Source organism: Macrococcus animalis, assembly GCF_047425875.1.
Lineage (GTDB): Bacteria > Bacillota > Bacilli > Staphylococcales > Staphylococcaceae > Macrococcoides > Macrococcoides animalis.
Window position 1 is genome coordinate 193166 of record NZ_CP179727.1, and the last position, 11995, is coordinate 205160.

Here is an 11995-nt window from a genome sequence, read left to right on the forward strand (position 1 = left end):
AAAGGCAAATGAGAAAGATCTCATTTGCCATTTCTAATTCTATTCATCGCTTCTGCACTTTCTGTCTCACCTTCACGTTCCAAATGATGTACAATATTTTGATAATCTTCTTCACTTCTATTTTGACTCATTTTATATTTCACTTGGATTTCGTTCACTCGAATTTTAAAGCCAGTCACTCCATTTGCCTGTTTTAAGACATTTTCACTAAGTGTATTAAATGTACGTGCATTTTCTCTACCTAACTCATATCTATTCGTAAGCTGTTCTAGCTCAATCATTAATTCGTTTTCTGACATCAATTCACTTTCTCCGCGTATCTGTGCTGATTGATAATTCCATGTGGACACCTCTTCATCCTTGTACCAGGAACTAGAGATATATGCATGTGGACCAGTAAATAATATTAATACATTTGCATTGCCATCAAGTGTCTTTAGTTGAGGATTCGCTTTCGCCAAATGTCCAGATAATATTAAAAAATCATCAAACTCATTAATAGTAATAGGAATTTGTGAAGCATATGGTACACCATCTATTGTTGAAATTAATGTAGCAAAAGGATGAGCTTTGATAAATTCAATTTGTTCTGAATAATTTTCTACTTTAAATGGCTTTGGGTTAAACATAAACATCCCCCTTTTTATTAGTTTCTTCTATTATAATAATAACTTCTCATTTTTTGAATTATAATCCTTTTGTTATTTATAATTTAATAAACTCTATGACTGAAAAAATTATACTCATTATTGAGGTAATAGTTAAATTTGAAATATTAATGTAGTAACTAAATCATTCCATTATAAGTTATCATCATTAGTAATTGAAAAACAATATTCTTAAATTAAACACGTTCGTGATTGTACTTTGAAAATAAAAGGTTTATATACTTATTACGAAAATAAAATCAGGTTTCGACTTTGATATCAACATTAAAATAGTTCTTTTGCTTTGTAATATATCAATATATATGTTTAAATAATAACCGTTACAAAAAATAACTATGCTTACAATGAATTATGTATCTGAATTATCCCCTTAATTGCATGCATTATTGCTTATATTAATAATAATTAAACTTTTCGGTATTAATATTAAGCAAATATTACAAAGCTCAATTGCATCTCTATGGGTTTACCTCTTAATTTCGACAAATTATATTACAAACATATTTCGAGTTTGTAATCAATTGTTATTTTGTTGTAACGTATGTAATGATTTTTTGTGTTAAAGTTATTAATGTCGAAAGAGAGAGATTTATCGACATTCATTTTGGACGATCGATAAAGAATTAAAATTAAAACGAAAATTATTGGAGGATTTATATATTATGAAAAAAGCATTATTAACATCATCATTAGCATTAGCATTAGGAACTACATCTGTAGCAACAGCTGGACAAGCATACGCTGCTGAATCAGTAAACACTCAAAAAGAAGAAGTAGACTTCGTACAATTAGCTGAATTAGCTAAAGCTGAATCTAAATCATTAAACGAAAAACCAGTTCACGCTGGTGCATATAACTATGAATTTAGTAAAGATGGTTTCTCATACGAATTCAAATCAGACGGTATCTCTTGGACTTGGAATTACAAATACACTGGTGCTGCTGACACTGTAGTAAATAAAACTGTTGAAGTAGCTCCTGTAGCTGCTCCTACAACTGAAGCTAAAGCACCTGCTGCTGTAGTAAGTGCACCTGTTGTTAAAGAAGCTCCTAAAGCGGTAGCTCCTGCTCAACCTGTAGCTAAACCAGCAGTTCAACAAACATCTTACAAAGCACCTGTAGCTAAACCTGCTGCAGTTAAAACTTACAAAGCACCTGTTCAACAAACAGCTGCACCAGTTAACACTGGTGGCGTAAACTGGTCAGCATTAGCACAATGTGAATCAGGCGGAAGAGCAAATGTTGTTGATCCTTCAGGAAGCTACCACGGTTTATACCAATTTGACGTTCAAACTTGGCATTCAGTAGGTGGATCTGGTGTACCTTCACAAGCATCTGCTGCTGAACAAACAAAACGTGCACAAATTCTTTATAACCAACGTGGATCTCAACCATGGCCAGTATGTGGAGCTCGTTTATAATAACGAACTTCTAACAACAAAAAGAAGAGGCGAATGATTCGCCTCTTCTTTTTGTTGTCATTTGCTCTTGATTAAACAATCATTTTGTAATATGATTGAACCTGTCATTATTTTTAGGAGGAATTTTTATTATGAAAAAATATTTATCAGAATTATTAGGTACATTTGTACTTGTATTCTTCGGTACTGGAACTGCTGTTATGGCTACTTTAAATCCAGACGCTAGTGTTGGCATCTTTGGTATTGCCTTCGCATTCGGTTTAACTGTTATTGCTGCTGCATATGCAATTGGAGATATTTCAGGAGGACATTTAAACCCTGCTATTTCATTTGCAATGTTTTTAGATAAGCGTTTATCATTTAAAGACTTCGCGATTTATTCAGTATTCCAAATCATTGGAGCATTTATTGCAACATCATTAATTTGGGCTATTTTAAGTTCATTTACAAAGAAAGTCGATTTCATTTACGGTGCTAACGTACCAAACAATATCAATAACATGGGTGCTTTCTTAGTTGAAGTAATCTTAACATTCGTATTTGTATTCGTAGTATTATCGGTAACTAAAACTAAATTTATTGCACCAAGTTTAGCAGTACTTGTTATTGGTTTAACATTAACAATGGTACATTTAATCGGTATTCCATTAACAGGAACATCAGTTAACCCGGCAAGAAGTATTGCACCAGCAATCTTCACTGGTGGAGATGCATTATCTACATTATGGATTTTCATCGTAGCTCCATTAGTTGGTGCTGCAATCGCAACATTCACTCATAACTTCTTAGAATCTTAAGATATTAAAAGAACGACTATTTGGTAAATCCAAATAGTCGTTCTTTTTTTATAAACGTCGAATTACTTTATGTAATTCGTACATACTATCATCTAATTCAAATATAATTTTATTCATTTCTTTATCAATTAAATTTGTAACATCTGTTTCATTAACAATTAATTTTTCATTGACATCATATAAAGTTGCTAAGTCATTATTATACACTAAATAGAAACGTCTAGGGTTAATCGTATTTCTAAGAAATCTAGGATTACCAAGACTGTGATCCAATGATATTTCTTTTACAAAACTACTAATTCTACGCGGTACTCTTTCAACCATTTCAATAATATTAGTATTTTTAGGGGCTAATTCAATTATTTTTTCTTCTTGTTTCATTATTATCCCTCAATTCATTTTACTATTAATTCACTTCATCGAAATCATTTTCATAAAACCCTGTTTCAAAAGCATTCAATGGCCAGAAACGAATTGAAACCTTCCCTACTACACTATCTTGTTTTATTAATCCTAATTCAGGCTTAGTACTATCTAAACTAATTTCACGATTATCTCCGAGAACTAAATATCTCCCGTCAGGAATCTCATTTTTACCTCCTGAATGTGTTAATTCAGAGACCGTAAAGTCTTCAGTCAAATTATCATTAATCGCTAACTCGCGATTTGCCTTTAAATAATTTTCTTCAACTACTTTTCCATTCACATATAATAAATCCTCTTTATACTCAATTTTATCGCCAGGTAGACCAACCAGTCGCTTAATATAATCTTTCTTTTCATTGGCATGAAAAACAATCACATCACCACGATCTAACCCATTCGTCCATGTAGATATTTTATTAATAATTAATCGTTCTTTATCCTCAAAAGTAGGTGCCATAGAATCCCCACTCACTTGATAAGGTACAAAGAAAAACGAACGTATTAATATAACTGCAGCAACTGCAATAACTATCGATATAATCCATTCTTTTAATTCTTTATTCATTTTCTCACACTCCTAAATCTATTTTACAATATAATCCATTAAAACACAAAATAGGTTTCGTTTTAGATTTTTTTAAACTATATTCAAAGATTATATATCATAGAACTATTATCAATTTGACAATTATAGTTCTATTTTTGACTAATATACTTGTCAAAATGATAAATATATATTACACTGAGAGTGTAGAAAGAGGAAAGGAGAAGAGAGATGAAGAATAGACTTAAAGAACTCCGCGCTCGCGATGGTTATAATCAAACGCAACTTGCGAAACTCGCCAAAGTATCACGACAAACCGTTTCTCTTATAGAACGAGATGACTTCATGCCATCCATTCTAACCGCCGTACGTATTGCTAGAATATTCGATGAACCAGTAGAAAATGTATTTATATTTGAGGAGGAAGAGTTATGAGCAGTAATAAAAAGTTGGGACGTACAACATTTGTCACATTAGTAGGCGCTTTGTTTGGAGGAATAATAGGATATTCATTACCAATGATTGTAGATGTGTCAAGATTTTACAAATCACAATTTAATTTTAATTTGATGTTTATTATCGTACCTTTATTATTTTTCATTAGTATTTACTTATATATTATTTCAAAAAAACAATATCATTCTATGAAAAATCCTCCAAAATTATTAGAAGATGAACAATACATTTACCAACTTAAGCAATATAATAAAGCATCAATGAATATCGTCAATTCAAGTCATATCATAACATTGGCAATAGCACTTGCAACAGGTAGTTTCGTGTTAGATGCTTCAACAAATGCCCTCATATATTATGGTATCGTAGTGATTATCTTTGTAGTATTCGTAATCATGATTACGAAACACAATAGAACAATGTTATTATCGTTTCCCGAAATCACAAATAGTAATTTTCAATTAGATTATGAAGACCGACAACTGTTGACAACTATTATTAATAATATCGATGAAGGTGAAAGACTCGTTATGCTGCATTCTTTATCTAAAACATATACCGTTATGATTTATATGTTGACTGGATTATTATTACTCCTTGCCTTTTATCATGCAGCATCTGGAGAAAATCAATATATAGGTATGATAGGAATATCTGCTATTCTCATTTATTCAACAATTGCTTATTACAAGAAATCAGAAGAATTTAACAAATAGGAGGTAGTTATTATATGAAATTTGGATCATACAACTTCAACTCATTTTGGTTAAGTATCTTTATCGCAATGCTCGCATCAAGTTGGATGTTTCATGAATTGATCGCCCTGCTCATTATGCCTATTATATTTGGACTAAAATATGAAAAACCAGACACTCAAAATTAGTGTCTGGTTTTTAAATTGAAGGCGTATGAGGGACCACTGTTACTCACAAAATGATATGCTCTTTCATCTCTTATTTCAAGTGTATAACTGGTTAAATATCTTTTAAAATTTACTTTATCTAAATCAATGTCGTCCAAAAAATTTATACACTGAACATTATAATTACCATCTATCATACAGCAATGCATTAATTCCTTCAATATTTCTAAATCTATATGTTGATTAATTAATATGTATCCATGTTTTATTTTATATTATTAATCCATTCAGGCAACTTCACACCTGCTGGTAATTGACGTCCTTCTTTATAACCATATTCTTGCATACCTACTTCATTCATAGGACTTGTGATTCCAAAGTTATATACAACCCATTTCCCTTTTTGTTTCCAGTAAGTTACATAAAGCTTTCCATACATACGTCCTATTTCATCATCATTTTTCATATTACCTTCATATTCAGTAGCTTTACCCGTATACTTTTCAACTTCTTTTTTCGTAATATATTTATCATAAGTTTGGAACAACATAGATGCAAGTTTAGCATCATTATATTTCGTTTTATGATTGATATCATAATAGCTTAACCAAAGGCGTTCACCTTTACCATAAATCCCATAGTAATGTGTACCGATCATTTCATCTTTATCATGCATTCCCATTTATAACTTTGTGTTACCAATCTTCTTGTCAACTTGTTGCTTAGTCATCCCTAAGCCAACATCTTGGTATTTGAACGTTCCTTTTTTCATTTGTTCGACATTCGTCTTATTAAATTGAGGTAACACGATTGTTTTCTTTTCTAAATGTGTCGCCGCTTCCGCTGATTGATTCATAACCACTGGTGATACTAAAGCCGTTGTGATAATCGTTGCTGCAAGTAATTTTTTCATGTTCATTCTCCTCTTATTATCATTATTTTGAATAGATGTAGTAAAGAATTAAGATTGTAATGCTTAAGGTATTTATACCTAAACTTAATTTAAAGTATGTCTTTTCATCAATTCTATTGTCTATTTTTCTACGTTTATATGTCATCATATTCAAACTTGTAGTGAGAATGATATATAGGAAAAATGCCAAAATAATAAATATCCATTTCATATCATCACCTCTTACAATAAATGTACCATTTTTTCAATAAGAAAAATTGTTTTTCTTTCAAATTTAAGGTAATTTTAAGGTTTGATGAATGAATTTTTATTTGATTTAGCGATATTTTAAATTTTTGAAAATAGATTCCGCTAATAATAAAGAGTTATAGCGGTATCTGAATTTTAATTTAATCGATACCGCGTTTTCTATCCAATGGATCCTCTCCATATTCATTTGGACCATATGTTCCATCTCTTAAAAGTAGAACGATATAAAAAATAATCATAACGATAAGCACTATTGGCAAAACTATACTCATGAAAAGCTCTTCATTGATTCCGCATTGATTTAATAATAAACCAATGCCTACAATACACATCGTAATGGACACCTGGAATGATTGCAATAATCCCTGATAAATTCGTATCATGTAATCTTCTTACTGAAACACTTAATACACCAATTGAGACGAAGAAACTTAGCGTCTTATAAACGATATTACTAATACTCCACTTATCATCAGGATTAATACCTAATTGACGATCGAAATGAACACAGATAGACCATACACCAAGTAATATTGTTAAATTCAAAAGCATCGGAAACCAGTATTCTTTTCTTGCTGAACGTCCTTCGAAATCTAATGAACGTCTCCAAAAGTCTAATAATGCTTTTTTATAACTGATATGCTTATTCATAATTCCTCCATTATTTCTTAGTATATAATCCTTTGCCTCGCGTATCAGAAATCACCTTCATGACAAAGTACGAAATTGCATGGATAACAAGAAAAGCAATTGATGATACAAAAATATAGAGACTTACCGTTAATGGTATTAATGCAAAACCATCTGTTCTATCAGCTATTGTAACTGGCGCAATGTAGCTTACACCTAAACTTACGAAGTAACTCATTAATATACCAAGCAATACAAAGCCAAAGTTCAACTGCTTCTTGTATATAATTGTATTCATAATCACCGCAAAGATTAACATTGGAATGAATACAATCATATCTCCTCTAACAATCTCAGCCCATGCATCAAAGAAAGCAAATGGGATTAAATACAACAACATAAATTTATAATTTTTTATATCTATTCCATATATTCATAACCATCATCCCTTCTACATAACACTTTCAATTTACCACCAAATTAATAATAATTGTTAGATTTCCAATTTATTTAAGGTAAATTTAAGGTAAAAAAATAAGTATAGCGATCGCTATACTTATTTCGGTTGCAATAATGACAAAAATAAAGCTAAATCAAATGACATTAATTTCGTTTTTTTATCACTCCAGAAATTATCACCTTTATATCTGGGTATAACATGCTCATGAAAGTGAGTGCCCTCGTCCATTACGCGTCCATTATTTCGTATTAATGATACGCCGTAAATATTCATCTCATTTTCTAATATATGAATCATCTTTCTTTCAAGTTGAATTAAATCTAATGCAATGTCATCTGGTAATTCTAAATAATTCATATAATGCGCCTTCGATATTAATAGTAAATGGCCTGCTTGTTCTGGATTAATATCAAATACAATTTTAAAATGTTTTGTTTCATAAATAATTTGTTCATCTTTAAGTCCATCACAAAAAATACACATTTTTTCACCTTATCTCTATCATTAATATTTTCTATAAATACATTTATATCTTTTAACACCCGGATACTTTTCACCTAACGGTTCAATAACAAAATTTTGTTTTCTATAAAAGTTTACAGCATCGTCGTCTGTCTCAGCAATAATATAATCATTGGTTTCTTTAATATGGTTAATTAACTGTGTTCCAATCCCTCTCAATTGATGATTGCTACTAGTAGCTAAACTAGTAATATGACAAATATTATCACTGTTTTTAATTGTAATAACTCCTACTACATTATAGTCTTGTTCATATACAAAACATGTTTCTTTATTATTTAGAATAGCGCGCCTTAATAGTTCATCAACTTTATCTTTATTAATAGCTAAAGATATTAAATCTGCAGTTTGTTGATTCAAAAATGTCATATCTGATACTTCTTTAATCATACGTTACCTCATCAGAAGTTTATTTATTAATAATCATTATATATAAATAAACTAAAAAAGACACCATTTGGCATCTTTAAATATCTTTATAAAAAAATCTATTATCAACAGGTACTACTATAAAATCATTTGGTAATTCTTCTTTCGGAATCAAATGAAATCCATTCTTTCTATAAAAATGTTGTGCACTTTCAAATTTATCAATCGTACCTAAATAAATAGTTTTAATACCATCATCATGTGCATGTTGTATCACATGATCCAATAATTTTTTACCGATTTTCATATTGCGTGTATTTTGATCAACATATACCCTCTTTAAAGCACTGTTGTTATCTTTTAATTTCAATAAGGCAATTGTCCCAACGACTTTTCCTTCAAATAACGCTAACCAGAATTGCCCACCTGTATTAATATAGGTGCCTATAACATTCTTTAAATCAGGCTGATTATCATGTGTAACATTCTCAATATCAAACTCATTGAGCTTAATGTTAATGATAAATTCATTCACCTCTTGCTTATAGTCGTCAGTATATTGAATGATTTCTATGTGCTTCATGCTGCCGCCTCCTATGTGTAATCAAATAATCCCCAAGGTTTTTAATACCCGATGACGTTTGAATAAAACATAGTTGCACTATTGTATACTATATTGACATAAAAACCTTTCTACTCCAATATATTTTTCACCTAATGATTTTATTTCAAATCCGTTCTTTCTGTAAAAGTAAACAGCATCATTATCGGTTTCAGCTGTTATCGTAGTAAATTTCTTTTTTAGAAATTCTATAAAATTTGATCCGATATTATTCTCTTGGTGCTCTTCTTTTACTGCTATACAAGTGATTTCACAGATATTTTTCGCTACTTTTATACCTAGAACACCTAATATTTGTTTTTCGCTCTTATATAGAAAGAGTTTCTCATTATGTGACGCAATCAGTTGATTTAAGTATGTTTTAACTCTTTCTTTATTAATCGCTAATCTACAAATTTCATATATTTCATGATTAAGTTCATCAATAGATTTAATTTCTTTTATCATATTATCAACTCATTCTTGTTTATTATTCACAAATAATGGTATTATATTCTAAACTTTAATGAATACAAGGGGGTATCATTTTGCTAAATAATCAATCAGATAAAGAAAGATTAAGTAATCAAGAAACTGCACACAACCCATTAAGTAATATCCACGATGCTCATCAAAATGCTAATACAAGTGGTGTTTTTGGTGGAATGAATAATAAGTTTATTGGATTATTAATATTAATTCTAATGACTTTTGGATTAATTGGTTACTTTCTACTTAATTAAACACCACCAATTACTAATTCAGTCAAATTAAATGTATTCAAGATTTCATATAATTCATTGATAATCGCTATTTCATCCTCATTGAAATGGCTGTCTCGAATTAAATATTTAAGTTTCTCGAGTTTTTTAGGATTTAATTCAGTTACTCCATAAATTGCATATCTACTATGTACTTTCTTGATTAAATAATCAATTTTTGCAAAATAATCTTCAAAAATCTCAAAATGCTCAATCAGTCTTTCATCAGCATACAATTTCAAATCAACAACAGGACCTTGTTCTTCCTCATCTTTACCTTTGAAATATTGAAAGTTGATACGGTAATCACTGAGTTCAAAGCTTTCAAATGAATATGATTGTATAAAATCATCGATAACATTAATTATTTTTTCACCCGTAACGTAAAACGTATCTCCATACGAAGGAATATAGATTTGATTAAATTCATCGAACACATACAGTACATCATCACCTGATGGATAAAGTGGATATTCTACGTGCAAATCTGGATTATATTCAACTTGAAAACTTTCCGTATGATAACTTAAGGCATAGATTGATTCATTTGGAAAACAAGTCATCAACAATATTAAAAGTTTATTATTATAATATTTATCTTCATCCTTGAATATCTTACTATAATAATCAATGTTATCTTTAAATTGATATCTTTTTCCGTTTAACCGTTTCAATTGATTTAAACCAAATACATAATAACCTAATGGTGATAGTTTCGTTATAAATTGATTAAATAAATCATGTGCTAATTTGTCATCTATCATTGTATGTTTCATATAAACTCATCCTTCAAAATACTAAACATATAACTATCTCTAAAACGCCCTTTGATTACTTTGTCTTGGCGCATTAGACCTTCTCGCTGCATGCCAGCTTTCTCTAATACACGAACTGATCCCTTATTTTGAATATCAGTCACAGCAAATATTCTGTTGAGAGATTTTTCTTTAAATCCATATGAAATAAGGTGATTTTCTGCATGTGTTGCCAGCCCTTTACCCCAATATTCAGGATGTATCATATATCCAATTTCACCTTTATGGTGTTTTTCATTAATTACAATTCTACAAATACCTATTAATTTTTTAGTATCTTTATCCTCAATGATTCTGTAATACATTTTATCTTCCATCGATAACATTTGAATTATATATTGTTCCGTATCTTCCAAAGATTCAATCACCCATGATTGATACCTAGAAACTTCTTCTTTAGATAAAAGATCAAATATACTCTCTTTATCATCGAGTGACAAAGGTCTGTAGTGTATGTCCATTTTTTTACCTCAATTTTAAATATTTATTAAATAATATTCTACTAAATATTTAAGATAATATGTAGTTTTAAACGTAATCGCACAATCTTACTGTAATTATACTTTTATTGTAAGTAGTGTATAATAGATGTAAGAGGTGAACACTATGAAATCAAAGTGGATTAGTATCATTTGTGCGACGATGAGTCTATTATCTTTGGCATTAACCTTTATCGTTCCATATGATTTGATGAGTGATTTCGATATACATGAATTGTTAATAAAATCATTTATGATATCAGGATTAATTGGATTTTTATGTGCATTGATCTCAAAAGCAACTAAAAAGATATTTTTAATCCTATATTCTATTATTCCATTGCTTTTATATGCAGCACTACTCGTTTTCGCATTCGGTATATCTGAGAGGTAACAATTATGAAAAGAAGAATAATTTCAAACATATTCATATTATTGATTGCAGCTTATTTTATTTGGCTAATATCTAGACCAGAGTTTTACCTTAGTGACATTTCTATGAACGGTAAAAATCCAATATCGATTTCGTGGCATTATTTCACAATTGATACGAAATTAATCGGTGAAAAAGCCAGTGAAGATGATTATAAATTTTCACTTTATCCTTTTTATTTATTTTTATTCCTAGCATTTATCATTCGTTTCATACCAATTAAGAGAAATCATAAGGAGTGTTGATATGATTATTATTATTATCTTGTTTGCGCTCGTTGGCTTATACATGCTAACTGGTCGTGGCAGTTTCTTGATAGCAGGTTATAACTTTATGCCAGAAGCTGAAAAAGCGAAGTATAATGAAAAGCGTTTGTGTCAGTTTATGGGGATCTTTATGTTAATTAGCGCAGTATTATTTTTATTTATGGAGTATGAATTATTACCATTGTATTTTATAATTATTGCTTATTTAATCATCACATTTACTTTTATCTTCTTAGTAAATGTTTCTAATTTCTTTAAAATTCGAAAGTAATTGAAACTGCCCTTACAGGCAGTTTTTTTGTGGTTTCATTATGGTATAATTA

The 11995-nt window shown here is 29.9% G+C and carries 24 protein-coding genes; 9 read left to right on the top strand and 15 right to left on the bottom strand.

Going from position 1 to position 11995, the window contains the following annotated elements:
- Nucleotides 1-20: 20 nt before the first annotated feature.
- The gene (locus tag ACMGE9_RS00915) at nucleotides 21-629 is read right to left on the bottom strand and encodes an FMN-binding negative transcriptional regulator (RefSeq protein ID WP_414043381.1); all 609 of its coding nucleotides are present in this window, start codon (nucleotides 627-629) and stop codon (nucleotides 21-23) included.
- Between the two features lie 701 nt (nucleotides 630-1330).
- Between ACMGE9_RS00915 and ACMGE9_RS00920 the strand changes: the two genes are divergently transcribed.
- Nucleotides 1331-2089 carry a transglycosylase family protein gene (locus ACMGE9_RS00920; protein WP_414043382.1) on the top strand — a complete coding sequence of 253 codons (759 nt, stop codon included), beginning with the start codon at nucleotides 1331-1333 and terminating at the stop codon, nucleotides 2087-2089.
- Nucleotides 2090-2217: 128 nt separating this feature from the next.
- Entirely contained in the window at nucleotides 2218-2886 is a 669-nt protein-coding gene (locus ACMGE9_RS00925) for an MIP/aquaporin family protein (RefSeq protein ID WP_199798209.1), read from the top strand.
- 48 nt (nucleotides 2887-2934) lie between these two features.
- Here the strand turns inward: ACMGE9_RS00925 and ACMGE9_RS00930 are convergent, their stop codons facing one another.
- The gene (locus ACMGE9_RS00930) at nucleotides 2935-3267 is read right to left on the bottom strand and encodes a hypothetical protein (protein WP_414043383.1); all 333 of its coding nucleotides are present in this window, start codon (nucleotides 3265-3267) and stop codon (nucleotides 2935-2937) included.
- Between the two features lie 25 nt (nucleotides 3268-3292).
- The gene (gene lepB, locus ACMGE9_RS00935) at nucleotides 3293-3877 is read right to left on the bottom strand and encodes a signal peptidase I (RefSeq protein WP_414043384.1); all 585 of its coding nucleotides are present in this window, start codon (nucleotides 3875-3877) and stop codon (nucleotides 3293-3295) included.
- Nucleotides 3878-4087: 210 nt separating this feature from the next.
- Between lepB and ACMGE9_RS00940 the strand changes: the two genes are divergently transcribed.
- From ACMGE9_RS00940 to ACMGE9_RS00950, 3 genes are read left to right on the top strand one after another with little or no spacing between them, the layout of a single operon-like run.
- Nucleotides 4088-4291, top strand: a complete 204-nt coding sequence (locus ACMGE9_RS00940; protein ID WP_414043385.1) for a helix-turn-helix transcriptional regulator — start codon at nucleotides 4088-4090, stop codon at nucleotides 4289-4291.
- The gene (locus tag ACMGE9_RS00945) at nucleotides 4288-5028 is read left to right on the top strand and encodes a DUF3169 family protein (RefSeq protein WP_414043386.1); all 741 of its coding nucleotides are present in this window, start codon (nucleotides 4288-4290) and stop codon (nucleotides 5026-5028) included. Before ACMGE9_RS00940 ends, ACMGE9_RS00945 begins: the two co-directional genes overlap by 4 nt.
- 14 nt (nucleotides 5029-5042) lie before the next feature.
- Nucleotides 5043-5195 carry a hypothetical protein gene (locus ACMGE9_RS00950; protein ID WP_414043387.1) on the top strand — a complete coding sequence of 51 codons (153 nt, stop codon included), beginning with the start codon at nucleotides 5043-5045 and terminating at the stop codon, nucleotides 5193-5195.
- A gap of 244 nt (nucleotides 5196-5439) precedes the next feature.
- On the opposite strand, the gene ACMGE9_RS00955 is transcribed toward ACMGE9_RS00950, so the two are convergent.
- The 10 genes from ACMGE9_RS00955 to ACMGE9_RS01000 all read right to left on the bottom strand — a co-directional run bounded on the left by ACMGE9_RS00955 (nucleotide 5440) and on the right by ACMGE9_RS01000 (nucleotide 9386).
- The gene (locus ACMGE9_RS00955; RefSeq protein ID WP_414043388.1) at nucleotides 5440-5856 is read right to left on the bottom strand and encodes a hypothetical protein; all 417 of its coding nucleotides are present in this window, start codon (nucleotides 5854-5856) and stop codon (nucleotides 5440-5442) included.
- The gene (locus ACMGE9_RS00960) at nucleotides 5857-6087 is read right to left on the bottom strand and encodes a hypothetical protein (protein WP_414043389.1); all 231 of its coding nucleotides are present in this window, start codon (nucleotides 6085-6087) and stop codon (nucleotides 5857-5859) included.
- Between the two features lie 22 nt (nucleotides 6088-6109).
- Entirely contained in the window at nucleotides 6110-6298 is a 189-nt protein-coding gene (locus tag ACMGE9_RS00965; protein ID WP_414043390.1) for a hypothetical protein, read from the bottom strand.
- Between the two features lie 178 nt (nucleotides 6299-6476).
- Nucleotides 6477-6608 carry a hypothetical protein gene (locus ACMGE9_RS00970; RefSeq protein WP_414043391.1) on the bottom strand — a complete coding sequence of 44 codons (132 nt, stop codon included), beginning with the start codon at nucleotides 6606-6608 and terminating at the stop codon, nucleotides 6477-6479.
- Between the two features lie 10 nt (nucleotides 6609-6618).
- Nucleotides 6619-6987 (bottom strand): DUF805 domain-containing protein, encoded by a 369-nt coding sequence (locus ACMGE9_RS00975; protein WP_414043392.1) that lies wholly within the window; start codon nucleotides 6985-6987, stop codon nucleotides 6619-6621.
- A 10-nt stretch (nucleotides 6988-6997) separates the two neighbouring features.
- A complete protein-coding gene (locus tag ACMGE9_RS00980) occupies nucleotides 6998-7303 on the bottom strand; it encodes a hypothetical protein (protein ID WP_414043393.1) in 306 nt (101 codons plus the stop codon).
- 219 nt (nucleotides 7304-7522) lie between these two features.
- Complete coding sequence (locus ACMGE9_RS00985) at nucleotides 7523-7909, bottom strand: HIT family protein (protein WP_414043394.1); 387 nt, start codon at nucleotides 7907-7909, stop codon at nucleotides 7523-7525.
- 21 nt (nucleotides 7910-7930) lie between these two features.
- A complete protein-coding gene (locus ACMGE9_RS00990) occupies nucleotides 7931-8338 on the bottom strand; it encodes a GNAT family N-acetyltransferase (RefSeq protein ID WP_414043395.1) in 408 nt (135 codons plus the stop codon).
- 76 nt (nucleotides 8339-8414) lie between these two features.
- Complete coding sequence (locus ACMGE9_RS00995; protein ID WP_414043396.1) at nucleotides 8415-8900, bottom strand: GNAT family N-acetyltransferase; 486 nt, start codon at nucleotides 8898-8900, stop codon at nucleotides 8415-8417.
- A 78-nt stretch (nucleotides 8901-8978) separates the two neighbouring features.
- Nucleotides 8979-9386: a GNAT family N-acetyltransferase gene (locus ACMGE9_RS01000; protein WP_414043397.1), complete on the bottom strand. Its 408-nt coding sequence runs from the start codon at nucleotides 9384-9386 to the stop codon at nucleotides 8979-8981.
- 80 nt (nucleotides 9387-9466) lie between these two features.
- On the opposite strand from ACMGE9_RS01000, the gene ACMGE9_RS01005 reads away from it, so the two are divergent.
- Entirely contained in the window at nucleotides 9467-9661 is a 195-nt protein-coding gene (locus tag ACMGE9_RS01005) for a DUF6366 family protein (RefSeq protein ID WP_414043398.1), read from the top strand.
- Here ACMGE9_RS01005 and ACMGE9_RS01010 read toward each other — a convergent pair.
- Nucleotides 9658-10455: a hypothetical protein gene (locus ACMGE9_RS01010; RefSeq protein WP_414043399.1), complete on the bottom strand. Its 798-nt coding sequence runs from the start codon at nucleotides 10453-10455 to the stop codon at nucleotides 9658-9660. The two genes, ACMGE9_RS01005 and ACMGE9_RS01010, sit on opposite strands and share 4 nt — an antisense overlap.
- Nucleotides 10452-10955, bottom strand: coding sequence for a GNAT family N-acetyltransferase (locus ACMGE9_RS01015; protein ID WP_414043400.1), 504 nt, complete (start codon nucleotides 10953-10955; stop codon nucleotides 10452-10454). The genes ACMGE9_RS01010 and ACMGE9_RS01015 overlap by 4 nt, the downstream gene beginning before the upstream one ends.
- A 145-nt stretch (nucleotides 10956-11100) precedes the next feature.
- Between ACMGE9_RS01015 and ACMGE9_RS01020 the strand changes: the two genes are divergently transcribed.
- Genes ACMGE9_RS01020 through ACMGE9_RS01030 form a run of 3 tightly spaced genes read left to right on the top strand, consistent with a single transcriptional unit; the run spans nucleotide 11101 to nucleotide 11943 of the window.
- The gene (locus ACMGE9_RS01020) at nucleotides 11101-11367 is read left to right on the top strand and encodes a hypothetical protein (protein ID WP_414043401.1); all 267 of its coding nucleotides are present in this window, start codon (nucleotides 11101-11103) and stop codon (nucleotides 11365-11367) included.
- Nucleotides 11368-11372: 5 nt separating this feature from the next.
- Nucleotides 11373-11651 carry a hypothetical protein gene (locus tag ACMGE9_RS01025; protein ID WP_414043402.1) on the top strand — a complete coding sequence of 93 codons (279 nt, stop codon included), beginning with the start codon at nucleotides 11373-11375 and terminating at the stop codon, nucleotides 11649-11651.
- Nucleotide 11652: 1 nt separating this feature from the next.
- Nucleotides 11653-11943: a DUF3784 domain-containing protein gene (locus tag ACMGE9_RS01030; protein WP_414043403.1), complete on the top strand. Its 291-nt coding sequence runs from the start codon at nucleotides 11653-11655 to the stop codon at nucleotides 11941-11943.
- The last annotated feature ends 52 nt before the right edge of the window (nucleotides 11944-11995 follow it).

Excerpts from the sequence above, each read along its gene's own strand:
- ACMGE9_RS00945 (WP_414043386.1), top strand. The coding sequence starts at position 4,288 with ATGAGCAGTAATAAAAAGTTGGGACGTACAACATTTGTCACATTAGTA.
- ACMGE9_RS00940 (WP_414043385.1), top strand. The coding sequence starts at position 4,088 with ATGAAGAATAGACTTAAAGAACTCCGCGCTCGCGATGGTTATAATCAA.
- ACMGE9_RS00995 (WP_414043396.1), bottom strand. The coding sequence starts at position 8,900 with ATGAAGCACATAGAAATCATTCAATATACTGACGACTATAAGCAAGAG.
- ACMGE9_RS01030 (WP_414043403.1), top strand. The coding sequence starts at position 11,653 with ATGATTATTATTATTATCTTGTTTGCGCTCGTTGGCTTATACATGCTA.
- ACMGE9_RS00960 (WP_414043389.1), bottom strand. The coding sequence starts at position 6,087 with ATGAAAAAATTACTTGCAGCAACGATTATCACAACGGCTTTAGTATCA.
- ACMGE9_RS00970 (WP_414043391.1), bottom strand. The coding sequence starts at position 6,608 with ATGAGTATAGTTTTGCCAATAGTGCTTATCGTTATGATTATTTTTTAT.
- ACMGE9_RS00950 (WP_414043387.1), top strand. The coding sequence starts at position 5,043 with ATGAAATTTGGATCATACAACTTCAACTCATTTTGGTTAAGTATCTTT.
- ACMGE9_RS01015 (WP_414043400.1), bottom strand. The coding sequence starts at position 10,955 with ATGGACATACACTACAGACCTTTGTCACTCGATGATAAAGAGAGTATA.
- ACMGE9_RS00980 (WP_414043393.1), bottom strand. The coding sequence starts at position 7,303 with ATGATTGTATTCATTCCAATGTTAATCTTTGCGGTGATTATGAATACA.
- ACMGE9_RS00990 (WP_414043395.1), bottom strand. The coding sequence starts at position 8,338 with ATGATTAAAGAAGTATCAGATATGACATTTTTGAATCAACAAACTGCA.
- ACMGE9_RS00985 (WP_414043394.1), bottom strand. The coding sequence starts at position 7,909 with ATGTGTATTTTTTGTGATGGACTTAAAGATGAACAAATTATTTATGAA.
- ACMGE9_RS00955 (WP_414043388.1), bottom strand. The coding sequence starts at position 5,856 with ATGGGAATGCATGATAAAGATGAAATGATCGGTACACATTACTATGGG.
- ACMGE9_RS00965 (WP_414043390.1), bottom strand. The coding sequence starts at position 6,298 with ATGAAATGGATATTTATTATTTTGGCATTTTTCCTATATATCATTCTC.
- ACMGE9_RS00930 (WP_414043383.1), bottom strand. The coding sequence starts at position 3,267 with ATGAAACAAGAAGAAAAAATAATTGAATTAGCCCCTAAAAATACTAAT.
- ACMGE9_RS00920 (WP_414043382.1), top strand. The coding sequence starts at position 1,331 with ATGAAAAAAGCATTATTAACATCATCATTAGCATTAGCATTAGGAACT.
- ACMGE9_RS01025 (WP_414043402.1), top strand. The coding sequence starts at position 11,373 with ATGAAAAGAAGAATAATTTCAAACATATTCATATTATTGATTGCAGCT.
- lepB (WP_414043384.1), bottom strand. The coding sequence starts at position 3,877 with ATGAATAAAGAATTAAAAGAATGGATTATATCGATAGTTATTGCAGTT.
- ACMGE9_RS01010 (WP_414043399.1), bottom strand. The coding sequence starts at position 10,455 with ATGAAACATACAATGATAGATGACAAATTAGCACATGATTTATTTAAT.
- ACMGE9_RS01020 (WP_414043401.1), top strand. The coding sequence starts at position 11,101 with ATGAAATCAAAGTGGATTAGTATCATTTGTGCGACGATGAGTCTATTA.
- ACMGE9_RS00915 (WP_414043381.1), bottom strand. The coding sequence starts at position 629 with ATGTTTAACCCAAAGCCATTTAAAGTAGAAAATTATTCAGAACAAATT.
- ACMGE9_RS01000 (WP_414043397.1), bottom strand. The coding sequence starts at position 9,386 with ATGATAAAAGAAATTAAATCTATTGATGAACTTAATCATGAAATATAT.
- ACMGE9_RS00975 (WP_414043392.1), bottom strand. The coding sequence starts at position 6,987 with ATGAATAAGCATATCAGTTATAAAAAAGCATTATTAGACTTTTGGAGA.